The sequence below is a fragment of the Pseudomonas frederiksbergensis genome (assembly GCF_003732665.1).
GTDB classification, from domain to species: Bacteria; Pseudomonadota; Gammaproteobacteria; order Pseudomonadales; family Pseudomonadaceae; genus Aquipseudomonas; species Aquipseudomonas frederiksbergensis_G.
This window is the reverse complement of record NZ_MOBP01000001.1, coordinates 413104-436662: the sequence shown is the minus strand read 5'-3', so window position 1 is coordinate 436662 and position 23559 is coordinate 413104. Positions and strand designations below refer to the sequence as shown.

General features: G+C 60.6%; 19 protein-coding genes. 11 read left to right on the top strand and 8 right to left on the bottom strand.

Translation table 11 applies throughout. The annotated features are described in order from the left end of the window. Nucleotides 1-5 precede the first annotated feature (5 nt). From BK665_RS01965 to secB, 3 genes are read left to right on the top strand one after another with little or no spacing between them, the layout of a single operon-like run. Nucleotides 6-419, top strand: a complete 414-nt coding sequence (locus BK665_RS01965; RefSeq protein ID WP_123402603.1) for a rhodanese-like domain-containing protein — start codon at nt 6-8, stop codon at nt 417-419. Between the two features lies 1 nt (nt 420). Next, entirely contained in the window at nt 421-675 is a 255-nt protein-coding gene (gene grxC / locus BK665_RS01960; RefSeq protein ID WP_123402602.1) for a glutaredoxin 3, read from the top strand. A gap of 41 nt (nt 676-716) precedes the next feature. Continuing rightward, the gene (secB, locus tag BK665_RS01955) at nt 717-1208 is read left to right on the top strand and encodes a protein-export chaperone SecB (RefSeq protein WP_027922165.1); all 492 of its coding nucleotides are present in this window, start codon (nt 717-719) and stop codon (nt 1206-1208) included. Nucleotides 1209-1336: 128 nt separating this feature from the next. On the opposite strand, the gene BK665_RS01950 is transcribed toward secB, so the two are convergent. Beyond that, a complete protein-coding gene (locus BK665_RS01950; protein ID WP_007949025.1) occupies nt 1337-1792 on the bottom strand; it encodes a tRNA (cytidine(34)-2'-O)-methyltransferase in 456 nt (151 codons plus the stop codon). Between BK665_RS01950 and BK665_RS01945 the strand changes: the two genes are divergently transcribed. Beyond that, nucleotides 1791-2231, top strand: a complete 441-nt coding sequence (locus BK665_RS01945; RefSeq protein WP_123402601.1) for a hypothetical protein — start codon at nt 1791-1793, stop codon at nt 2229-2231. The genes BK665_RS01950 and BK665_RS01945 overlap by 2 nt on opposite strands. Before the next feature lie 608 nt (nt 2232-2839). On the opposite strand, the gene ntrC is transcribed toward BK665_RS01945, so the two are convergent. The 5 genes from ntrC to glnA all read right to left on the bottom strand — a co-directional run bounded on the left by ntrC (nt 2840) and on the right by glnA (nt 8373). Further along, complete coding sequence (gene ntrC, locus BK665_RS01940) at nt 2840-4276, bottom strand: nitrogen regulation protein NR(I) (protein WP_123402600.1); 1437 nt, start codon at nt 4274-4276, stop codon at nt 2840-2842. Continuing rightward, complete coding sequence (glnL, locus tag BK665_RS01935) at nt 4273-5358, bottom strand: nitrogen regulation protein NR(II) (RefSeq protein ID WP_123402599.1); 1086 nt, start codon at nt 5356-5358, stop codon at nt 4273-4275. Before glnL ends, ntrC begins: the two co-directional genes overlap by 4 nt. A 231-nt stretch (nt 5359-5589) precedes the next feature. Then, nucleotides 5590-6216 carry a DUF4124 domain-containing protein gene (locus BK665_RS01930; protein ID WP_123402598.1) on the bottom strand — a complete coding sequence of 209 codons (627 nt, stop codon included), beginning with the start codon at nt 6214-6216 and terminating at the stop codon, nt 5590-5592. Next, complete coding sequence (locus BK665_RS01925; protein ID WP_123402597.1) at nt 6213-6722, bottom strand: DUF4124 domain-containing protein; 510 nt, start codon at nt 6720-6722, stop codon at nt 6213-6215. Before BK665_RS01925 ends, BK665_RS01930 begins: the two co-directional genes overlap by 4 nt. A gap of 244 nt (nt 6723-6966) precedes the next feature. Continuing rightward, entirely contained in the window at nt 6967-8373 is a 1407-nt protein-coding gene (glnA, locus tag BK665_RS01920; protein WP_123402596.1) for a glutamate--ammonia ligase, read from the bottom strand. A 330-nt stretch (nt 8374-8703) separates the two neighbouring features. Between glnA and thiI the strand changes: the two genes are divergently transcribed. Next, a complete protein-coding gene (gene thiI, locus BK665_RS01910; RefSeq protein ID WP_123402595.1) occupies nt 8704-10158 on the top strand; it encodes a tRNA uracil 4-sulfurtransferase ThiI in 1455 nt (484 codons plus the stop codon). A 139-nt stretch (nt 10159-10297) separates the two neighbouring features. Beyond that, nucleotides 10298-12118, top strand: coding sequence for a translational GTPase TypA (gene typA / locus BK665_RS01905; RefSeq protein ID WP_123402594.1), 1821 nt, complete (start codon nt 10298-10300; stop codon nt 12116-12118). A 213-nt stretch (nt 12119-12331) separates the two neighbouring features. Here typA and BK665_RS01900 read toward each other — a convergent pair whose 3' ends face one another. Further along, nucleotides 12332-12772 (bottom strand): YkgJ family cysteine cluster protein, encoded by a 441-nt coding sequence (locus BK665_RS01900; RefSeq protein ID WP_123402764.1) that lies wholly within the window; start codon nt 12770-12772, stop codon nt 12332-12334. A gap of 259 nt (nt 12773-13031) precedes the next feature. On the opposite strand from BK665_RS01900, the gene BK665_RS01895 reads away from it, so the two are divergent. The 5 genes from BK665_RS01895 to BK665_RS01870 all read left to right on the top strand — a co-directional run bounded on the left by BK665_RS01895 (nt 13032) and on the right by BK665_RS01870 (nt 22624). Further along, complete coding sequence (locus BK665_RS01895; RefSeq protein ID WP_123402593.1) at nt 13032-15482, top strand: glycogen/starch/alpha-glucan phosphorylase; 2451 nt, start codon at nt 13032-13034, stop codon at nt 15480-15482. Nucleotides 15483-15741: 259 nt separating this feature from the next. Beyond that, nucleotides 15742-19350, top strand: a complete 3609-nt coding sequence (locus BK665_RS01885) for a DUF2339 domain-containing protein (RefSeq protein WP_123402591.1) — start codon at nt 15742-15744, stop codon at nt 19348-19350. Further along, nucleotides 19347-20720 carry a DUF3999 domain-containing protein gene (locus tag BK665_RS01880; RefSeq protein ID WP_123402590.1) on the top strand — a complete coding sequence of 458 codons (1374 nt, stop codon included), beginning with the start codon at nt 19347-19349 and terminating at the stop codon, nt 20718-20720. The genes BK665_RS01885 and BK665_RS01880 overlap by 4 nt, the downstream gene beginning before the upstream one ends. A gap of 286 nt (nt 20721-21006) precedes the next feature. After that, complete coding sequence (locus BK665_RS01875; protein ID WP_123402589.1) at nt 21007-22017, top strand: class 1 fructose-bisphosphatase; 1011 nt, start codon at nt 21007-21009, stop codon at nt 22015-22017. A gap of 4 nt (nt 22018-22021) precedes the next feature. Further along, a complete protein-coding gene (locus BK665_RS01870; protein ID WP_123402588.1) occupies nt 22022-22624 on the top strand; it encodes a DUF924 family protein in 603 nt (200 codons plus the stop codon). A 162-nt stretch (nt 22625-22786) separates the two neighbouring features. Here BK665_RS01870 and BK665_RS35305 read toward each other — a convergent pair whose 3' ends face one another. After that, on the bottom strand, nt 22787-23551 hold the full coding sequence (locus BK665_RS35305; RefSeq protein WP_371927683.1) for a methyl-accepting chemotaxis protein: 765 nt from the start codon (nt 23549-23551) through the stop codon (nt 22787-22789). Nucleotides 23552-23559 lie beyond the last annotated feature (8 nt).

Sequence of the window (23559 nt, the reverse complement as noted above, 5' to 3'; positions counted from 1 at the left end):
CTTAAATGCTTGATCACCTGATTGCATTTGCCACCACCCACTATTTGCTGGCCGGTATCTTTGTTGTTCTGCTGGCCCTGCTGATCGCCCATGAGATGAAAGGTGGCGGTCGCAGCCTGAGCACCGGCGAACTGACCGGGCTGGTCAACAAGGATGCGGGCGTGGTGGTCGACATTCGCTCGAACAAGGATTTCGCCGCCGGCCACATCGTTGGCGCGCTGAACATCCCCCACGACAAACTGACCGCTCGGGTCGGCGAACTGGAAAAGCACAAGGCCAAGACCATCATCCTCGTCGACGCCATGGGCCAGACCGCTGGCACCCACGCCCGCGAGCTGATGAAATCCGGCTTCACCGCCGCCAAGCTGTCCGGCGGGATTTCCAGCTGGAAAGGCGACAACCTGCCGTTGGTGAAGTGATATGAGTAACGTCGTCGTCTATTCCAGCGATTACTGCCCTTACTGCTCGCGAGCCAAGTACCTGCTCGAGAACAAAGGCGTGGTCTTCGAAGAGATCAAGGTCGATGGCAAGCCGCAGGTGCGCGCCGCAATGGCCCAGAAGGCCGGGCGCACGTCTGTGCCGCAGATCTGGATCGGCGAGCGCCATATCGGCGGTTGTGATGATTTGTTTGCCCTTGAGCGGGCCGGTAAGCTCGACGCGATGCTCAAGGCCTGAACGCCTCCCTTATAAGACCCCAAGATCAGAAAGGATCTGAGATGACTGACCAACAGAACACTGCAGCTAGCGAAGAAGAAACCGCACCGCAATTCTCCTTGCAGCGCATCTACGTACGCGACTTGTCCTTCGAAGCCCCGAAAAGCCCGGCGATCTTCCGCCAGCAGTGGGAACCGAGCGTCGGTCTGGATCTGAACACCCGTCAAAAGGCTTTGGAAGGCGACTTCCACGAAGTCGTGCTGACCTTGTCCGTGACCGTGAAAAACGGTGAAAACGGCGAAGTGGCGTTCATCGCTGAAGTGCAACAGGCCGGGATCTTCCTGATCAAGAACCTGGACGACGCTTCGATGAGCCACACTCTCGGCGCGTTCTGCCCGAACATCCTGTTCCCGTACGCTCGCGAAACCCTGGACAGCCTGGTCACCCGTGGTTCGTTCCCGGCCCTGATGCTGGCCCCGGTGAACTTCGACGCGCTGTACGCACAAGAACTGCAACGCATGCAGGCGGCTGGCGAGACTCCAACCGTTCAGTAACGGTCCTGAGTCAAAGCAAGTCCAATGTGGGAGCGGGCTTGCTCGCGAAAGCGCTGTAACAGTCAACGATGATGTTGAATGTTATGGCCCCTTCGCGAGCAAGCCCGCTCCCACATTTGTTATGTGTGTTATTTGAAGCCGAGTTGGCGCCAGCCTTCGTAAACGGCCACGGCTACGGTGTTCGACAGGTTCAGGCTGCGGCAGCCTTCGCGCATCGGCAGACGCAGGCGTTGTTCGCCGGGCAGGGCGTCGAGCACTTCGGCGGGCAGGCCTCGGCTTTCCGGGCCGAACAGGAAGGCGTCGCCCTCGGCGAAGCTGGCATCGTGGAAGGGCCGCGAGCCCTTGGTGGTAAACGCGAACAGCCGTGGATGGCCCAGGCTTTCCAGGCAACTGGCGAGGTCGGCGTGGCGTTGCAGGGTGGCGTACTCGTGGTAATCGAGGCCGGCCCGGCGCAGGCGCTTGTCGTCCATCTCGAAGCCCAGCGGTTCGATCAAATGCAGGTGGCAGCCACTGTTGGCGCACAGCCTGATAACGTTGCCGGTATTCGGCGGAATTTCTGGTTGGAAAAGGATGACGTGAAACATGCACGGCTCCGAAGGTAAAGATGAGCGGCATTCTACGCCGCCCGTGGACAACCGTTCGAAACTATTCCCGCGGGTGATCGGCTCTTTGGCGATTGTCGGGGTGATGGTCGGGTTGATGATCGGTCGCCTGACCACCCCGGACCCCAGCGAATTGCAGCAGGTCGAGGTGACCGGCGATGGGTTGGTGGTGTGGTTCAACAACGAACCCAAGACCCACGGCGAGGTGGTGGACGGCAGCGTTGCGTTGCTGTTCGGCGCCGAAGGCAAGGCGCAGAAGGGCCAGCTCAAGCTCAACGGCAAAGACGTGAACTGGCGTGTGCGTTTGAGTGATGGGGGATTGTTGCTGACGGTGGTGGCGGCCCGGCCTCTGCAAGGCGAGTGGGCCGGTAGCGAGGTCGACGACCGCTGGCGGCTGGAGATCCATCTCCGGGAGCAATAAAAGAGGGAATCCCCGGCCTGCCTGTACCAAGGTTCCCAAAACGGCAAGGACTCGCGCATTGCGTGCAAGTCCCGGTGTAAAGAAGGAACCCCTGACCTGCCTGTATCAAGGGCCCCAAAACGGGGTGGGCTCGTCGCCAGTGCGGTGTGAGCCCGATGTAAAGAGGGGAATCCCCGGCCTGCCTGTACCAAGGTCCCCGAAACCGGGTAGTGAACTGAATCACTGAATGGACTATTGCAGGGGGCGTGCCAGGTTTTAATAAGTTGAAACAAAAAGGCGTGTGGATGCGCTGAAAGCCCCGTTATTCGGGGCTTTGCCGTTTTTGTAGAGTAGGTTTTATTGCGAAGGAAAGCGGGATTTGCGATCAGTTGCTGTGCGCGATTGCGGTTCACGGTGCATTGCGGCGGTGCACGAAGCTCTGGAAAGGTGGGAGCGAGCCTGCTCGCGAATGCGGTGGGTCAGGCAGAAATGATGTTGGATGTGCCGGCCCCTTCGCGGGCAAGCCTCGCTCCTACAGGTGATGCGCCGATTTTGAAATGGCGCAAACCCTGTAGGAGCGAGGCTTGCCCGCGAATGGATCTATCTAATGGCGAAGATTTGAAGGCTGTTTAACCCTCTTCCACCTCATCATCATCCCCACCATCGACCTTCATCCCCAGTTCCTTGATCTTGCGCGTCAGGGTATTACGCCCCCATCCCAGCAAAACTGCGGCATCGCGGCGGCGGCCGGCGGTGTGTTTGAGGGCGGTTTCGATCATGATTCGCTCGAACGCCGGTACGGCGCTGTCGAGCAGGCTCGACTGGCCGCGAGCCAGCGCCTGATCAGCCCACTGGCGCAGCGCTTGCTCCCAATTGGTCACCGGCGCCGAATCCTGCGGCAGGTTCAGCAGTTCCGGCGGCAGGTCGCTGATGTGCACTTCGCGACCCGAAGCCATCACCGTGATCCAGCGGCAGGTGTTTTCCAACTGACGAACGTTGCCGCCCCACGGCAGGTTCTTCAGGTATTCCTCGGTTTCGCTTTTCAGCAGCTTCGGCTCCACCGCCAGTTCTTGCGCGGCGCGGCTGAGGAAGTGCTTGGCCAGGGTCGGGATGTCTTCGCGACGGTCCGACAGGCGTGGGATGTGAATGCGGATCACATTGAGGCGGTGGAACAAGTCTTCACGGAATTTCCCGGCGTGGACCAGGGTTTCCAGGTTCTGGTGGGTCGCGGCGATGATGCGCACATCGACCTTAACCGGCGTATGACCGCCGACGCGGTAAAACTCGCCGTCCGCCAGCACCCGCAGCAAACGGGTCTGGGTGTCCGCCGGCATGTCGCCGATTTCATCGAGGAACAACGTGCCGCCGTCCGCCTGCTCGAAACGCCCGCGACGCAAATTGGCCGCGCCAGTGAACGCGCCTTTCTCATGGCCGAACAGCTCGGATTCCATCAGGTCTTTGGGGATTGCCGCCATGTTCAGCGCAATGAACGGCGACGCCGCCCGTGGGCTGTGGCGGTGCAGGGCGTGGGCCACCAATTCTTTACCGGTGCCGGATTCGCCGTTGATCAGCACGGTGATGTTGGAGTGGCTCAAGCGCCCGATGGCGCGAAACACTTCCTGCATCGCCGGCGCTTCACCGATGATTTCCGGGGTGCGGGTCAGCGCGACCGGGACTTCCAGGCCTTGTTGTTCCTGGGCGTGCTGATTGGCGCGTTTGACCAGGGACACTGCTTCGTCGACATCAAAGGGTTTTGGCAGGTATTCGAACGCGCCGCCCTGATACGAGGCGACCGCGCTGTCGAGGTCGGAGTGGGCGGTCATGATGATGACCGGCAGCCGTGGGTGTTGTTCGCGAATCCGCGCCAAGAGGTCCAGGCCACTGGCCCCCGGCATGCGGATGTCGGAGATGATCACGTCCGGCTGCTGGCGCGCCAGGCGGCTCATCACGCCATCGGCGCTGTCGAAGCTTTGCGTGGTCATGCCTTCTTGCTGCAGGGCCTTTTCCAGGACCCAACGGATAGAACGGTCGTCATCGACGATCCACACGGTTTCACTACGGCTCATGTCGATGTGGCTCCTTGTTCCAGTGGCAGAAAGATCGAGAACGTGGTGTGGCCTGGGTGGCTGTCACACTCGATCAGGCCCTGGTGCTGGCTGATGATGTTCTGGGTAATGGCCAGGCCCAGCCCTGTACCGTCCGGGCGGCCGCTGACCATGGGAAAGAAAATGGTTTCCTGCAAATCCGCAGGGATGCCCGGGCCGTTGTCGATGATCTCGATCTTGGTTACCAGGCGATGGCGCACGTGGCCGATGGTGAACTGGCGCATGGCGCGGGTGCGCAGGCTGATGCGGCCCAGGCGCAGCTCGTTCTGGCTGCTGATGGCTTGCATCGCGTTGCGCACGATATTGAGCACGGCCTGGATCATCTGTTCGCGATCGATCAGGACGTCAGGAATGCTTGGGTCGTAGTCGCGCACCAAGGTGATGCAACCCTGGCTTTCGGCCTCGACCAACTGACTGACCCGCTCCAGCACTTCGTGGATGTTGCACATGGCCAGGGACGGCAGCTTGTTCGAGCCGAGCATGCGGTCCACGAGGTTTCGCAGGCGGTCGGCTTCTTCGATGATCACGTTGGTGTAGTCGCGCAGGCTTTCTTCCGGCAGCTCCCGGGCGAGCAATTGTGCGGCGCCGCGAATCCCGCCCAGTGGGTTCTTGATTTCGTGAGCGAGGCCGCGCACCAGCATCTTGCTGGTTTCCTGCTTCGACAACTGCGCCTCTTCCTTGGTGATCCGCAGCAAGCGATCACGGGGATGGACTTCCAGCAGCAGCAGGGTGTCGCCATTGCTCAGGATCGGCGTGACCGCGTAATCAACAGTCAGGGTCTGGCCGGTGAGGGCGGTGAGCATCGCTTCGCGCTTGGTGAACGGGTGCGCCTGTTCAACCGCTTGGCGCAGGGAATTCAGCGCTTCGGTGGATTCGGTGAACAACTCACTGATGAATTGCCCATGGCTGCGCTGGCCGCTGATGGCCAGCAGCATCTCCGCCGCCGGGTTCATGTACTCGAGGCGCAATTCGGCATCGAGCAGGATGGTGGCTGTGGTCAGGTTGTCGAGTAATAGTCGATGCAGTGCGTCGCTAATGGTCATCCGGACCTCTTTTGGAGCAGGGGCGCGCCCACGAACTGAGCGCTGATGCGGGGAAAATGCAAAAACCAAACCAAAGCTCCGAAAAGAAGCGTTTAAGGCCTGAAACGGGCGTTTAGCGCTCGATCGCGTGGCGTTCTGCCAGCTTTCGCGGGTACTTTCGAACCAAAATGGGTTTCGATGTGGGTACGGTGCAAGCGTTTGCACCAATATAGTGCGCAAACCTGAACGGCGTCAGAAGAACTTGAAGAAGGGGTTTTTTTCTTCGGGAGGTTTGTCTTTGAGCGGACATTCCGGCCGTTGGCCGTAGTCGGTGAGGGTGCAGGGCTTGACCTGGCGCTTCTGCGCCAACGAGATGCGCAGCATGTGGAACGGCTGATTGGCCGTGCGTTCGACGGTGCGACCCTGCTCATCGAGGATTTCCACCGACAGGTTATGGCTGCCACGGTCGAGATTGCTCAAGGCGAACACCGGACTGAGGCCCGGCTCGGCGGTGGGCTGGCCGTCGAGTAACAAACGGTAGCGATGCCCCGGTTGCAGGCCGGGTTCGCTGGTAACGCTGACGATCACCTCGCCGGCGCTGCTGCGGATTGTCGCGTCCGGTTCCGGCACCAGCACCCGCAGCATGTCGTAGTGGAACAACGGCTTTTCTTCGGCTTTTTGCGCGGCGATCACCGGCGCGGCTTTGGTCGGGTTGGCCGACATGCGATTGCTGGTGGCCAGCGGTACGCGCTTGGCATTGCCTGGGCGCGGTTGATCGGTGAAGACCCGATTGCCCTGGGCATCGACGTAGGTATAGACGTCAGCCAACGCCGTCAGGCTGCCGAGCAACAGCACTGCGCCGATCAGCCAGCGGCTCAAGGCGTATGCACCCGTTGCACGTTGAAGGTCACGCTGGGGCTTTGCTGGACGACACTTTCCCCGTTGATCACCTGAACCGCGAGGCTGTGTTCGCCGCGATCAATGTTCACCAGTTGCAGAATGGGCACATTGCTCGGCTGGCCGTAAGGTTGCTCGTCCAGCAACAGCCGGAACAGATGCGGCCCTTGCAGGCGCGGTTTGATCAGCACGTTCACCGTGAAGGTGCCGTTGTTGGCGCGCAGGGCTTCGGTGGTGGGCAGGCCGGTCAGTTCCAGCACCTCGTAGGCGTTGCGCGATTGTTCGCGGCTGTTGGCTTCGGCAGGAGGGGCGGGCGGCGTCGAGGGCGCGACACTGTTGAGCGGCGGCAACTCCACCGGCTGCGCCTTGACGCCATCGGGCGGTTGATTGCTGTAGGCGGTGTTGCCATTGGCGTCGGTGTACTTATAGATCTGCGCTGCGGCGGGCAGGGCGATCAACAGCAACATCAGGAGAAAACCACGACCCATAAAATTGACCGCAAGCGAAGGCGTTGGGTTGCAGCATAGGTCAGTGGCGGCGGTTGGCCCAAGTTGTAAACATTTTGGAATGGAAAAGCAGGATCAAAAGATCGCAGCCTTCGGCAGCTCCTACAGGGTGTACGCGTTCAAACGTAGGAGCTGCCGAAGGCTGCGATCTTTTGTGCTTGCCCACAAAAAAGGCCTCCCGAAGGAGGCCTCTTTTTGTCACGCCGCTTTCGCAGGCGCTACCGGATCAGCAGCTGTAGTACAGCTCATATTCCAGTGGGTGTACGAAGGTGCGGACCTTGATTTCTTCTTCGCTTTTCAGAGCGATGTAAGCGTCGATGAAATCGTCGGAGAACACGCCGCCCTTGGTCAGGAACGCACGGCCCTTGTCCAGCTCTTCCAGGGCTTCTTTCAGGCTGCCGCAAACTTGTGGGATCTCTTTCGCCTCTTCAGGCGGCAGGTCGTACAGGTTTTTGTCAGCTGCGTCGCCAGGGTGGATCTTGTTCTGGATGCCGTCCAGGCCAGCCATCAACAGTGCAGCGAAGCCCAGGTACGGGTTGGCTGCCGGATCCGGGAAGCGAGCTTCGATACGGCGAGCGCGAGGGCTGGACACGTAAGGAATACGGATCGAAGCGGAGCGGTTACGCGCCGAGTAGGCCAGCATTACCGGTGCTTCGAAACCTGGGACCAGACGCTTGTAGGAGTTGGTCGACGGGTTGGTGAAGCCGTTCAGTGCTTTACCGTGCTTGATGATGCCGCCGATGAAGTACAGGGCGGTGTCGGACAGGCCGGCATAGCCTTCGCCAGCGAAGGTGTTCTTGCCATCTTTGGCGATGGACAAGTGAACGTGCATACCCGAACCGTTATCGCCATACAGAGGCTTAGGCATGAAGGTCGCGGTACGGCCGTAGGCATCAGCCACGTTGTGTACGCAGTACTTCAGGGTCTGAACTTCGTCAGCCTTGGCGACCAGGGTGTTGAACTTCACACCGATTTCGTTCTGGCCAGCAGTTGCCACTTCGTGGTGGTGAACTTCGATGGTCAGGCCCATTTCTTCCATGGCGTTGCACATGGAGGTACGGATTTCGTGGTCATGGTCGAACGGCGGAACCGGGAAGTAGCCACCTTTGACGCCTGGACGGTGGCCGCGGTTGCCGCCTTCCACGTCCTGGTCGGACATCCACGAACCTTGTTCGGAGTAGATTTTGAACATCGAACCGGAGATGTCGGACTTGAACTTAACCTGGTCGAAGATGAAGAACTCTGGCTCCGGACCAACAAATACGGTGTCGCCGATACCGGTCGACTTCAGGTATTCCTCGGCACGCTTGGCGATCGCACGTGGGTCACGGTCGTAGCCTTGCATGGTCGAAGGCTCGATCACGTCGCAGACCAGGATCAGGGTCGGCTCTTCGGTGAATGGGTCGAGGACAGCGGTGCTGTCGTCCGGCATCAGGATCATGTCGGAGGCTTCGATGCCTTTCCAGCCAGCAATGGAGGAACCGTCGAACATTTTGCCTTCTTCGAAGAAAGCGTCATCCAGCGCGTCGCGAGCCGGCATGGTCACGTGGTGCTGAGTGCCTTTGGTGTCCGTGAAGCGCAGATCAATCCACTTGACGTCATGATCTTTGATGAGTTGAACCGACTTCGACATAGTGTCCTCCGGGTGGCTTCGGGCTTAGTAGTGGATGCCCTTAGAATGTGGGTGATGCCGGCGCGAATACTCTGCCAAGGCAACCTGCCTCACAAGGGAGCAAATTGCATGCCAGTGCCCCACCATGGGTTTTTTGCCCCAATATCACGCTTATAGACGTGCAAAGCGTCGCAAAGCTGAAATAAGCGCCCTGTAATGTAGCGTCTATTTCCACAAATGACCTGTTTTGGTGCGCGGAAAACCTTCTGCATATTAACTGGTTAAACCTTGAGCAATTTCCGCTATAATCCGCGCCCCCCTTTTTCGGCTGGCCCAGCGCGCGCTGTTTTCATGAAACTAATCGTAAAAGTCTTCCCCGAGATCACCATCAAGAGCCGCCCGGTACGGATGCGTTTCATCCGCCAGTTGGCCAAGAACATCCGTGCCGTGCTCCGCGATCTGGACCCGGCTGTGGTGGTGAACGGTGTGTGGGACAACCTCGAGCTGGAAACCCGCGTCACTGAGCCCCGGGCCCTGAAGGAGATGACCGAGCGCCTGAGCTGCATGCCGGGCATCGCGCATTTCCTGCAGGTCGATGAATACCCGTTGGGTGATTTCGACGACATCGTGGCCAAGTGCAAGCAGCACTACGGTGATGCACTGGCCGGGAAGATCTTTTCGGTGCGCTGCAAGCGCGGCGGGCACCACACCTTCACATCTATGGATGTGGAGAAATACGTCGGCAGCCAGCTGCGTCGTCAGTGCGGCGCCGCCGGGATTTCCCTGAAAGAGCCGGAAATCGAAGTTCGCATCGAAATTCGCGACCAACGGTTGTATGTGATCCACAGCCAGCACAACAGCATCGGCGGTTATCCGCTGGGAGCGCTGGAACAGACGCTTGTACTGATGTCCGGCGGCTTTGACTCGACAGTCGCCGCCTACCAGATCATGCGCCGTGGCCTGATGAGCCATTTCTGCTTCTTTAACCTGGGCGGCAGGGCCCATGAACTGGGCGTCATGGAAGTCGCGCACTTCATCTGGAAGAAGTACGGCAGCTCCCAACGCGTGTTATTTGTCAGTGTGCCTTTCGAAGAAGTACTGGGAGAAATTCTCGGGAAAGTCGATAACAGTCATATGGGCGTAGTTTTGAAGCGTATGATGTTGCGCGCTGCGTCGAAGATTGCCGATCGGCTCGATATCGATGCGCTGGTCACCGGTGAGGCGATCTCCCAGGTTTCGAGCCAGACGTTGCCGAACCTGTCGTTGATCGACTGTGTGACCGAGAAGCTGGTCTTGCGCCCGCTGATCGCCAGCCACAAGCAGGACATCATCGACCTGGCCAACGAAATCGGCACTGCCGACTTCGCCAAGCACATGCCGGAATATTGCGGGGTCATCTCGGTGAACCCCAAGACCCACGCCAAGCGCAACCGCGTGGAGTACGAAGAACAACAGTTCGACATGGCGGTCCTCGAGCGTGCGCTCGAAAACGCCAAACTGGTGCCGATCGATCGCGTGATCGACGAATTGGGCCAGGACTTGCAGATCGAAGAAGTCAGCGACGCTCTGGCGGGCCAGATCATCATCGACATCCGTCACCCGGATGCCGCTGAAGACGAGCCGCTGGAACTGGCTGGCATTGAGGTACAGACGATGCCGTTTTATGCATTGAACGCTCGTTTCAAGGAACTGGACCCTACTCGCCAGTACCTGCTGTATTGCGACAAAGGCGTGATGAGTCGCCTGCATGCCCACCATTTGCTCAGTGAGGGGCATGCCAATGTGCGCGTTTATCGACCGAGCTAAGTGCCCGGGGCTGTTTGCCTGTGGCCTGCGTCACCGGCCCCCCGACGCCGCCGTCAAGCTGTAACGGCTTTGCCGGACTCTACTGTTAATCGCTGCCAAGACTTGTCAGCACACCGAATCCTCTGATCGAGATACACAAGTGATCGAAAATCTACGCAACATCGCCATCATTGCTCACGTTGACCATGGTAAAACCACCCTGGTAGACAAACTCTTGCGTCAATCCGGCACCCTGGAGCGCAACGAGCTCAACGACGAGCGCGTGATGGACTCCAACGACCAGGAGAAAGAGCGCGGTATTACCATTCTGGCGAAAAACACCGCCATCAACTGGAACGGCTTCCACATCAACATCGTGGACACCCCGGGCCACGCCGACTTCGGCGGCGAAGTTGAACGCGTAATGTCGATGGTTGACTCCGTTCTGCTGCTGGTTGACGCTCAAGACGGCCCTATGCCGCAAACCCGTTTCGTGACCAAGAAGGCTTTCGAAGCCGGCCTGCGTCCAATCGTGGTGATCAACAAGGTTGACCGTCCAGGCGCGCGTCCGGACTGGGTTCTGGACCAGATCTTCGACCTGTTCGACAACCTCGGTGCTACCGAAGAACAGCTGGACTTCAAAGTCGTCTACGCCTCGGCCCTGAACGGCATTGCCGGTCTGGAACACACCGACATGGCTGAAGACATGACCCCGCTGTACCAGTCGATCGTCGACAACGTACCTGCGCCGAAAGTCGACCGTGAAGGTCCGTTCCAGATGCAAATCTCGGCACTGGACTACAACAGCTTCCTGGGTGTTATCGGCGTTGGCCGTATCGCTCGTGGCCGCATCAAGCCGAACACTCCGGTTGTCGCTATCGACGCCGACGGCAAGAAGCGTACCGGTCGTATCCTGAAGCTGATGGGTCACCACGGTCTGCACCGTATCGACGTTGAAGAAGCAGCTGCCGGCGACATCGTCTGCATCAGCGGCTTCGACCAGCTGTTCATCTCCGACACTCTGTGCGACCCACTGAACGTCGAAGCGATGAAGCCGCTGACCGTTGACGAACCAACCGTTTCCATGACCTTCCAGGTAAACGACTCGCCTTTCTGCGGTAAAGAAGGCAAGTTCGTGACGTCCCGTAACATCAAGGAACGTCTGGACAAAGAACTGCTCTACAACGTTGCCCTGCGCGTTGAAGAAGGCGACACCGCCGACAAGTTCAAAGTCTCCGGCCGTGGTGAGCTGCACCTTTCGGTACTGATCGAAACCATGCGTCGCGAAGGCTTCGAAATGGGTGTTGGTCGTCCGGAAGTGATCATCCGTATGGTTGACGGCGTTAAGCACGAACCGTACGAAAACGTGACCATCGACCTGCCGGAAGAATCCCAAGGTTCGATCATGGAACAGATCGGTATCCGTAAAGGCGACCTGACCAACATGGTTCCGGATGGCAAGGGCCGTGTGCGCCTTGAGTACAACATCCCGGCTCGTGGCTTGATCGGTTTCCGTAACGAGTTCCTGACCCTGACCTCCGGTGCAGGCATCCTGACCTCGATCTTCGACCGTTACGACGTGATGAAGTCCGGCGACATGTCCGGCCGTCAGAACGGCGTGCTGGTTTCGGTTGCTACCGGTAAGGCTCTGACTTACTCGCTGGAAACCCTGCAAGCTCGCGGCAAACTGTTCCTGGGTCACGGCGAAGACGTGTACGAAGGTCAAATCGTCGGCATCAACAGCCGCGACAACGACCTGGGCGTCAACCCAACCAAAGGCAAGAAGCTCGACAACATGCGTGCCTCGGGTAAAGACGAAACCATCGCTCTGGTTCCGCCTATCCGTTTCACCCTGGAACAAGCTCTGGAATTCGTTCAAGAAGACGAATTGTGCGAAGTCACTCCTAAGTCCATCCGTCTTCGTAAGAAGATCCTGGGCGAAAGCGAGCGTACCCGCGCTGCCAAGAAAGCCGGTAACTGAGTCTCGACTTAGTTAGCAGCTAAAAAAACGCCCCCGACCGCAAGGTCGGGGGCGTTTTTGTTTGTCTGGGGGTTGTGCGGTGTTTGTGCTGGCCCCTTCGCGAGCAAGCCCGCTCCCACAGGGGATGGATGGCGACACATAATTTGTGTACGGCACCGATCAAATGTGGGAGCGGGCTTGCTCGCGAAGGCGGCCTGTCAGTCGCCGCAGGTGTTAAAACTTCTCGAGGGTGCGGCGGCTGGCGCTGGTCTCACGCACCACTTCTTTGGGCTTGTAAGCGCAATACCCCGGCCGTGGGCCGATTTTCGGGTGGTTGCGGCAAGTATCCGGGCGCTTTTCATAAATAGTGCACAGACGGCTCTTACGATCCAGGTACAGGCAATCGTTGTTGCTCATGCGCTGGAGGGTGAAGATCTCGGTCTTCTGGCTGTAGCGCTCGACGATCCCTTCCTTCTGCAAACGCTTGGCGATGTTCTTCGCCGGTTCGCCGCGCTCGAACTCGTCGACGATGCCGATGCGGATCAGATCCTTGATCTTGACCTCGACCGGCAAGGTGCAGCAGCTCGACACACAGGAGCCGCACATCGGGGCAGAATATTTGGCCCAGGTATCGAGGCGGTCGATCTCCGCGGCGGCGATCAGGTTGGACTTCATCATCGGTTGTTACCAGCGTGTGCATCAGGGCGCGCGATCATACCGGGACTGGTGGATTTTTGAACAACCTTTCGCCAGATTTTTTCGAGCAAGCCGAAAAATCACCGTTAATCCGGCACGGCCCCTGCATTCATTCAGGTACATGACAATGTAATGCCGACCTATCTCGCACTATCAGGGAAAACTGCCGAACCAGAGCCCCCTCCGTCTGTCAGACCGTCTAGGCTCAACAACTCCACGCTCGCTCGAGGTCCTATCGATGACTCAAGAACCACTTGTTCGCGAAGCAGAGGTGGCCGCATTTCGCGATGCCGTCTTGACCAAACTCACCTACGCGGTGGGCAAAGACCCGGATCACGCCTTCGACCACGACTGGTTCGAAGCCATTGCCCTGGCGGCGCGCGACCACATGGTCGAGCACTGGATGGACCACACCCGGCAAATTTATCGCAAGGGACAGAAACGGGTTTACTACCTGTCCCTGGAATTCCTCATCGGCCGTTTGCTCTACGACAGCCTGAGCAACCTTGGCCTGCTCGACGTTGCCCGTGAAGCGCTGACCGAACTCGGCGTCGACCTGGAACGCATCCGCCTGCTGGAGCCCGATGCGGCCCTGGGCAACGGCGGCCTCGGTCGCCTGGCGGCGTGCTTCATGGAAAGCATGTCGACCCTCGGCATCGCCGGCCATGGCTACGGCATTCGGTACGAGCACGGCTTGTTCCGTCAGGCCATCGTCGATGGCTGGCAGCAGGAACAGACCGAACACTGGCTGGATTTCGGAAACCCGTGGGAGTTCGAACGGCCAGAAGTGGTGTACCCGATCGGCTTCGGTGGCGGCGTCGAAACCGTGACCGACGACACCGGCAAGACCAAACAGGTCTGGACCCCGGCGGAAACCGTGCGGGCGATTGCCTACGACACTCCGGTGGTCGGCTGGCGCGGCGCCAGCGTCAACACCCTGCGCCTGTGGCGTGCTCGCGCCGTGGAAGATCTGCACCTGGAGCGCTTCAACGCCGGCGACCACTTGGGCGCCGTGGCCGAGGTCGCCCGGGCCGAAAGTATTTCCCGGGTGCTCTACCCGGCGGACAGCACCGAAGCCGGCCAGGAATTGCGCCTGCGTCAGGAATACTTCTTTGTTGCCGCGTCCTTGCAGGATTTGTTGCGCCGCCATCGCAACATGCACACCTCGGTATTGACCCTGGGTGATCACGCGGCGATCCAGCTCAACGACACCCACCCCTCGATTGCCGTGGCCGAGCTGATGCGTCAACTGGTCGACGTCTACGACGTGGCGTGGGACGCTGCGTGGCAGGTGACGGTCGATACGCTGTCGTACACCAACCACACCCTGTTGCCGGAAGCCCTGGAAACCTGGCCGGTCGGTTTGATGGAACGCATGCTGCCACGGCACATGCAGATCATTTACCAGATCAACGCCCAGCACATCGATTCGCTGCGGGCCAAAGGCATCCACGACTTCGACGTGCTGCGCGCAGTGTCGCTGATCGAGGAAGACAACGGCCGCCGCGTGCGCATGGGCAACCTGGCGTTTCTCGGCTCCCACAGCGTCAACGGCGTGTCGGCGCTGCACACGCAACTGATGCGCAAAACCGTGTTCTCCGAACTGCACAAGCTCTACCCGGAGCGGATCAACAACAAAACCAACGGCATCACCTTCCGCCGCTGGCTCTACCAGGCCAACTCCGAACTGACCTCGATGCTGGTCGATGCGCTCGGCCCGGACTTGCTGGATAACCCGGAAGAGCGGCTGCTCGATCTGCAGCCCTTCGCCGAGAAAGCCGCGTTCCGCAAGGCCTTCGCCGATCAGCGCTTGCACAGCAAAAAAGCCCTGGCGTACCTGATTCATGAACGACTGGGGATCGCGGTCAATCCGGCGGCGATGTTCGACGTGCAGGTCAAACGGATCCACGAATACAAACGCCAGTTGCTCAACCTGCTGCACACCGTCGCGCTGTACCAGGCGATTCGTGCCGAGCCGGAAATCGACTGGGTGCCACGGGTGAAAATCTTCGCCGGCAAGGCTGCGGCGAGTTATCACCAGGCCAAGCTGATCATCAAGCTGACCAACGACATCGCCCGGGTGGTCAACAACGACCCGACGGTGCGCGGCTTGCTCAAAGTGGTGTTCCTGCCCAACTACAACGTCAGCCTGGCGGAAAGCATCATTCCGGCGGCGGATTTGTCGGAGCAGATTTCCACCGCAGGCTTCGAGGCCTCGGGCACCAGCAACATGAAGTTCGGCCTCAACGGCGCGCTGACCATCGGCACCCTCGATGGCGCCAACGTGGAGATGAGCGAGCGCATCGGCGTGGAGCACATGTTTATCTTCGGCCTGAGCGCGCAACAGGTGGAAGCGCGCAAGCAGAACCAGGAGTTCAACGCGACGCCGGACATCGCCGCGTCCCATCGCCTCGGCGATGTGCTGCAAGCGATTCGCGGTGGGGTGTTCTCGCCGGACGATCCGTCCCGCTACTCCGGGCTGATCGACTCGCTGATCGACTACGACCGCTTCCTGGTCTGCGCCGATTTCGACTCCTACTGGGACGCGCAGATGCGCGTCGAAGCGCACTGGCACGACTCCCAGGCATGGTGGCGTTCGGCGGTGCTGAACACCTCGCGGATGGGCTGGTTCTCGTCGGATCGGACGATTCGTGAGTACGCCACGGAAATCTGGAAGGCTTTGGAGTAACTTTTAGCAATAATTGCGAGCAAGGCCCAACGGACGTTGGGCCGGATCGATATACTAAGCGCCAGTTTTGCCGGATGTTTCAGTGGCGACTGCGCGAATGCTTTCGCGGGCAAGCCTCGCTCCTACAGGTTTTGCGTGTGCCATGGATTGGGCCACGACACATAACCTGTAGGAGCGAGGCTTGCCCGCGAAGACGTCAGCGCAGACGACGCCAGGCTTCTGGACTTGCCCGCCAATGGGCCGCTTAGGGATATCGACCATGCAATGGATTTTCATGCTGATTGGCTTGGTGCTGGGCTGGATACTCGATGAGTCGTTCAGCGATGCGCTGTTGGGCGCGCTGCTCGGGTTGGGCATCGGCCAGACCATTCGCATTGTCCGTCTGGACAAGCAAGCCGCCGAGCAGCACCAATTGCTTGAACAGACGCAGGTGGCGCTGAATACGTTGCTGCAACGCCTGATCTCGCTGGAGGGTTCCGGCGTCAAAGCCGCTGAAACCAGCCAGCCGCCCATCAGCGAACCCGTCGCCACCCCTGAATTCATCCTCGACGAAGTCCACGTCGACATCCCCATCAAAGCCCCCGCCGAGTCTCCGGACCTGGTCTGGGAACTCCCGCCCGAACTGCAACCGATCACCGCAACCGCCAGCGAAGCCAGCCGTCCGCTGCCGGCCGATGTCTGGACCCCGGAACCGGTCGCCCGCGAACCACGCAAACCAGCAGCGCCCCGCGAACCCAACGTGTTCGACCGTGGGATCAACAGCGCCCGCAATTGGCTGTTTGGCGGCAATACCGTGCTGCGGGTTGGCGTGGTGCTGTTGTTCCTCGGCCTGGCGTTCCTGCTGCGCTACGCCACGGAAGGCATGGTAGTGCCGATCGAGATGCGTTACGCCGGTGTTGCCGCCAGTGCCTTGGGCCTGCTCGGCCTGGGCTGGTGGCTGCGCCATCGCAACAACCATTACGCATTGATGTTGCAAGGCACCGGGATCGCCGTGTTGTACCTCACGGTGTTTGCGGCGATGCGCTTGCACCCGTTGCTCGACCCGACAGCCGCCCTCGGCCTGCTGGTGGCGGTGACGGTGTTCTCGGCGATTCTGGCGATTACCCAGGATTCCCTGGCCCTGGCCTGCGCCGCTGCATTGGGCGGTTTCGCCGCGCCGATTCTGACCTCGACCGGCTCCGGCAACCATGTCGCGCTGTTCAGTTACTTCGCTTTGCTCAACACCGGCATCCTCGCCATCGCCTGGTTCAAGGCCTGGCGCCCGCTCAACCTGATCGGTTTTGTCGGCACCTTCGGCATCGGTTTCGCCTGGGGCGCGCGCTCCTATACGCCGGAGTTGCTGTGGAGCACCGAGCCGTTCCTGATTCTGTTCTTCCTGATGTACCTGGGCATTGGCCTGTTGTTTACCCGACGCAAGTTGCTGGAGATGACCGATGCGCCGGCAGACGACAGTCGCCAGGCGCTACTGCACTGGTCGGCGCGCAAGGGCGATTACGTCGACGGCACGATGCTGTTCGGGCCGCCGCTGGTGGGCTTTGGTTTGCAGTTCGCATTGGTCCAGCATCTGGAATTCGCCGCCGCGTTCAGCGCGTTGGCGTTGGGCATGATTTACATGGGCCTGGCCCGCGTGTTGATGGGCGGTCGCGCGTTGCTGCTGGCGGAAACCTGCCTCGCGTTGGGCGTGATCTTCGCCAGCCTGGCAATCCCGTTGGGCCTCGATGCGCGCTGGACCGCTGCGGCTTGGGCGGTGGAAGGCGCCGGGATCTTCTGGCTCGGCCTGCGTCAGCAACGACCGTTCGCCCGGGCCTTTGCCTTGTTACTGCAATTGGGCTCGGCGCTGGCGTTTCTCAGCAAATTGCAGCCCGGCGAAGGCAGTCTGCTCGACGGTTCCTGGCTGGGCGCGTTGATGCTCGGCGTCGCGCTGTTGTTCAGTTTCTACCAATTGCGCAAGGCCTTGCCTGAACAGACTTCACCGTGGGAACGCCAGGGCCTGCCGGTGTTGGCGTGCCTCGGTTTGACCTTCCTGTATCTGCTGGCGCCACTGTTTTTCCTGACTCACGGTACGGCGATCAGTTGGGCGCTGGCCGGGCTCGCGACGCTGTTCGTCGGCCTGCGCCTGCAATCGCGTACGTTCCTGTTCACCGCGTTTGCTGTGCAGTTGCTCGGTGGCGCGTTGTTCCTGCTGCGGCTGAAAGGGGCGAGCGATTCGGCGACGGTGTTCAGTGCTGGTTGGAGCGGTTTGCTCAGTGCCTCGCTGATTGGCCTGGCGTTGATCGCCGGCATGCTGATCGCGGCCCGGGACGAGATGGTGCGCAACGATGCACGGTTGCTGCGCGGCTTGTCGGTGATCCTGCTGGCGGGTCTGGTGCTGATCAACCTCGCGGTGTTGTTCGTGCTGCCGTGGCAAACCGCGAGCGCGGTGTGGGCCGCCAGCGGGTTGTTCATCATCTGGCTGAGCTTGTACCTCAAGCAGCGCATGAGTTTTGTTTTCGGCCTGCTGTTGCAGGTGATCGGTGGCGCGGCGTTCCTGTTTGCCGGGCCGGATCTGCTGGGGCCGTTGGCGAGTGAAGGATTGAAGCCTCTGGCCCACAGCGGTTTCTGGACGCCGCTGGTGCTTGGGTTGGCCGCACTGGTTGGTGCGTGGCGCTTGCAGTTGGGCAATCACGCTTCGGCATTCGATGCGTTGAGCTTGAATCGCTTGTCCGAATTGCTGCTGGTGTGGGGCGCGGGTTGGTGGGCGCTGGCGTGGATCAGCGAGGTGCTGCGCTTTGCGCCCCAGGATCTGCAAGCGACGCTGCTGCTGGCGGTCGCGGCGCTGAGTGTGGCGTTGTGGGCAGTGTTGGCGCTGCGGCTGAAATGGTCGGCGCTGGGCTTGCTCTGCACCTTGTTGATTCCGGCGGCGGGCCTGGTGTTGGCTGCCGCGTGGCATTCGCGTTATCACCCGGCGGCCAACTTTGGCTGGCTGGTGTGGGCGGCGGTGTTTGTCGTGCACTTCATCTCCCTGCGACGCCTGGCGCCGAGGCTGCCGGCACGCGCCCTCAGTACCGCCCATGTGCTCGGCTGCTGGCTATTGCTCGGCGTGCTGGCCCTGGAGCTGCGTTATGGCTTGCTGCTGTTGTCCGAGCAGTACAACGCCTGGCGCTGGTTGGGCTGGGCGATTCTGCCGAGCCTGTATCTGGTGCTGGCCGCTGCGCCGCGTGCCTGGCCGTGGCCGGTCTCGGCGTATTCCCGCGAGTATCGTGTGTATGCCGCCGCACCGCTGGCATTGCTGATGCTCGGCTGGTTCTGGCTGGCGAACGGTGTCAGCGACGGCGCCGCCGAGCCGCTGCCGTACGTGCCGCTGATCAACCCGTTGGAGTTGGGCCTGCTGTTTGCGCTGTTCGGTGTTTATGTGTGGTCGCGCAGTGCGGTGAAGCAGTTGGCGATCCGCCAGGACACTGCCGACAACGCCGCGCAACTGATCGCCGGGGTCTCGCTGTTTGCCTTCTTCACCGCGCTGGTGAACCGCACGGCTCACCATTGGGGCGGCGTGCCGTTCGAGTTGGATCAACTGCTGGTGTCGATGCAGGTGCAGGCCGGTCTGTCGATCGTCTGGACCTTGATGGCGCTGGGGCTGATGATCGGCGGCCATTTGCGCCATCGCCGCGAAGTGTGGCTGATCGGCGCCGCGCTGATTGGTGTGGTGGTGGCCAAGCTGTTCTTTGTCGAGTTGAGCAACCGTGGCGGACTCGCCCGGATCGTCTCGTTTATCGGCGTGGGCGTGTTGCTGCTGGTGGTGGGCTATTTCGCCCCGCTGCCGCCTAAACGCGTTGAAGCTGAACCGGAGGCTGAAAACCCGGCCCCTGAAACCGAAGGAGTGTCGTCTTGAGTCAGAAGCTGAACCTGGGTTGGTTGGGCGCTGTTGCGCTGGGCATGGCGATGTCGGCGGCGGCCCAGGAAAAACCGTCGGACTTCAGCACTCAGGTGCCGTTGTCCGTGAGCGGCGAGGGGCCGTGGTATCGCCTGGAACTGCCGCTGAGCGTGCAATTGAACGCGCGGCAGACCGATCTCAGCGATGTGCGCGTGTTCAACGCGGCTGGCGAACCCCAGGCCTACGCCCTGGCCCGGGAAACCGCGCAATCCGCCGAGAATCGCACCACCACCGACGTGAAGTGGTTCCCGCTGTACAACTCGGCGGACGCCACCGAGCGCGCGCCGAGTGTGCGGGTGCAATCAAGCGCCAACGGCACGCTGGTGGAAGTGCAGCCATCCACTCAGTTGGAAGCAGGGGAAGAAGTGCTGCGCGGCTGGTTGCTCGACGCCAGCGCGATCAAGGCGCCGCTTCAGCAGTTGATCCTCGACTGGACCAGCGAGCGCGACGGCTTCCAGCGTTTCAGCATCGAGGCCAGCGACGACTTGCAGCACTGGCAGTCGTGGGGCGAAGGGCAGGTGGCACGCTTGTCGTTTGCCGACGAGCGGGTCGAGCAACATGAAGTCGGCCTGCCGGGGCAGTCGGCGCGCTATCTGCGACTGCTGTGGACTACGCCGCAATCGGCGCCGACCCTGACCTCCGCACAACTGGAAAGCGCCAGCACCCGCAGCCTGCCGCTGCCGTTGGTCTGGTCGCCACCCTTGGCCGGCACCAGCGTGAAGGCTGGCGAATACACCTGGCAATTGCCGATGGGGCTGAATGTCGAGCGCCTGCAGGTCGAGCTGAATCAGCCCAATAGCCTGGCGCCGGTGACCTTGTCGGGTCGCCGTGAGAGCAGCTTGCCGTGGCAGCCGCTGAGCGGCGGTTTGCTCTATCGCCTGACCCAGAATGGCCAGGACGTGGTGCAGAACGAATTGCAGTTGTCGGGGCAAACCGTGCAGCAGTTGAAACTGACCGTGGATGAGCGCGGTGGTGGTCTGGGTGCAGAAGCGCCGACGGTGAAATTTGCTGTGCGCTCGACGCAAGTGGTGTTCCTGGCGCGGGGTGCCGGGCCTTATACGTTGGCGCTGGGCAGTGCGACGGTGAAGACGGCAAACCTGCCGTTGTCGACATTGATCCCGGATTACAGCCCGGCGAAGTTTGCGACGCTGGGCAAGGCCACGGTCGATGGCGCGGCGGTGGTGACGGTCGCGCCGACAGCGGTGGCGGCGGCGACGGCGGACACCCACTGGAAGAAATTCGGCTTGTGGGCGGTGTTGTTGCTCAGCGTGCTGTTTTTGGCGGTGATGGCGGTCAGCCTGCTGCGCAAGCCGCCCGTCAAACCTTGAGATTGTTCGGCGCTGCGCGCCGTTCGCGGGCAAGCCCGCTCCCACATTTGAGCTGTGTTCAACGCAGATCCACTGTGGGAGCGGGCTTGCTCGCGAAAGCGGTTTATCTGCCGGCAAAAATGTTCAATTTGCCCTCGATCCTCAAACCCCATCCGTCCCGTTTCGAACTACGCTCAACCCCGCACATGAACTCTATTGGGCGTATCACGTCTGATAGGAGGAAATGCGCCTCGACTCGCGTTAAACTGCGCGGGTTTTTAGCCCCCCCATTCCACCGGAGCCTTCCATGTCCCGCGTTACCCTGAGTCGCTATTTGATTGAGCAGACCCGTAGCAACAATACCCCTGCCGATCTGCGTTTCCTGATCGAAGTGGTGGCGCGCGCCTGCAAGGAAATCAGCCACGCCGTCTCCAAGGGCGCCCTCGGTGGTGTTCTGGGCAGCATGGGCACTGAAAACGTCCAAGGCGAAGTGCAGAAGAAGCTCGACGTGATCTCCAACGAGATCCTGCTCGAAGCCAACGAATGGGGCGGTCACCTGGCCGGCATGGCGTCCGAAGAAATGGACAATGCCTACCAGATCCCGGGCAAATACCCGAAAGGCGCGTACCTGCTGGTATTCGACCCACTGGACGGTTCGTCGAACATCGACATCAACGCCCCGGTCGGCACCATTTTCTCGGTACTGCGTTGCCCGAGCGAATACCTGAGCCAGAACGAAGCGCTGAACGAAAAAGCCTTCCTGCAACCAGGCACCGAACAGGTCGCCGCCGGTTATGCCATCTACGGCCCGCAGACCATGCTGGTGCTGACCCTGGGCGACGGCGTGAAAGGCTTCACCCTGGACCGCGAAATGGGCAGCTTCGTGCTGACCCACGAAGACATCACGATCCCGGAATCCACTCAGGAATTCGCGATCAACTCGTCCAACCAGCGTCACTGGGAAGCCCCGGTACAACGCTACGTCAGCGAATTGCTGGCTGGCGATGAAGGCCCGCTGAAAAAGAACTACAACATGCGTTGGGTGGCCGCGATGGTCGCCGATGTGCACCGCATCCTGACCCGTGGTGGCTTGTTCATGTACCCACGCGACAGCCGCGAGCCATCGAAGCCGGGCAAACTGCGTTTGATGTACGAAGCCAACCCGATGTCGTTCCTGGTCGAACAGGCTGGCGGCGCATCCACCGATGGTCACCAGCGCATCCTCGACATCAAGCCCGATGGCCTGCACCAGCGCGTAGCGGTGTTCCTCGGCTCGAAAGAAGAAGTCGCACGCGTCACGGCTTACCACAAGGAATAAACCCATGACCGCGCCCTGGCAGCCGTTGCTCGAATGGTGGTTCGGATCAGCCGAAACCCCTGACGACATTAAGGCTGACAAGGGCAAGTTATGGTTCGGCAAGCGCGACAGCCAGGACCTCGAAGCGCAGACGCGTTTCGGGGACTGGGTCGAGCAGGCACTGGCCGGCGGTTTGACCGACTGGGCGCAACGCCCCGAAGGTTGGCTGGCACTGGTGCTGCTACTCGATCAACTCCCGCGAATGATCTTTCGCGACACTCCCAAATCTTTCTCCGGTGACCTCCGGGCTCAAGCTCTGGTGGCACAAGGCATCGCCGCGGATTTTGATCGGCAGTTGCGACCGATTCAGCGGGTGTTCATCTATCTCGTGTTTGAACATTGCGAGAATCTGGCGGTGCAGAACGAAGCGGTTTCGCGGTTTATCGATTTGGTCGCGCAGCAGCCTGAGGCTGAACGGGCGGTGTTCGCCGATAATCTGGATTATGCCGAGCGGCATCGGAAAGTGATTGCGCGGTTTGGACGGTTTCCCCATCGCAATGCGGTGTTGGGGCGCGAGTCTACGGTTGAGGAGATTGAGTTTCTTTCAAGGCCGGGTTCCCGGTTCTAACCGATCGTTCCCACGCTCTGCGTGGGAATGCAGCCCGGGACGCTCCGCGTCCCATCCAGAGCCGAACGCGGAGCGTCCGAAGAGGCATTCCCACGCAGAGCGTGGGAACGATCAGTGCCTGTAGGAGCGAGGCTTGCCCGCGAAGGGGCCTTCAAATACACCCTAGATACGGAAACTACCCACCAATTGCTTCAACCGCGCCGCCTGCTGCTCAAGGTCGGAGCAAGCGCGCAAGGTCGCCTGCAAGTTCTCCACGCCTTCCTGGTTCAGCGTGTTGATTTCGGTGATGTCGACGTTGATCGATTCCACCACAGCGGTCTGTTCTTCGGTGGCGGTGGCCACGGATTGGTTCATGCCGTCGATCTCACCGATACGCTGAGTCACGCTGCCCAGGCGTTCGCCGGCCTGGTTGGCGATGCCGACGCTGCTTTCGCTCTGGCGCTGGCTGTCGGTCATGGTGCTGACCGCTTCCCGGGCGCCGACTTGCAGTTCTTCGATCATCTTCTGCACTTGCTGCGCCGAATCCTGGGTGCGATGGGCGAGGTTGCGTACTTCGTCGGCCACGACCGCGAAACCGCGTCCGGCTTCACCGGCACGGGCGGCTTCGATGGCGGCGTTGAGTGCCAGCAGATTGGTTTGCTGGGAGATGCTGGTGATCACTTCCAGAATCTGCCCGATGTTCACCGTGTTGCTGTTGAGCGTCTCAATGTTGCCGCAGGAGTCGCTGATCTTTGCCGACAACTGCTGCATCGCCGCGATGGTTTTATCCACCACCTGTTGACCGTCTTCAGCCAGGGCACGGGCGTCGCTCGAATGCTGGGAGGCGAGGGCGGCGTTCTGGGCGATTTCCTGGGCGGCGGCCCCCAGTTCGTTGATCGCGGCGGCCACGCTGCTGGTGCGCGAGGCTTGCTGGTCGGAGTTGAACATCGACGAGT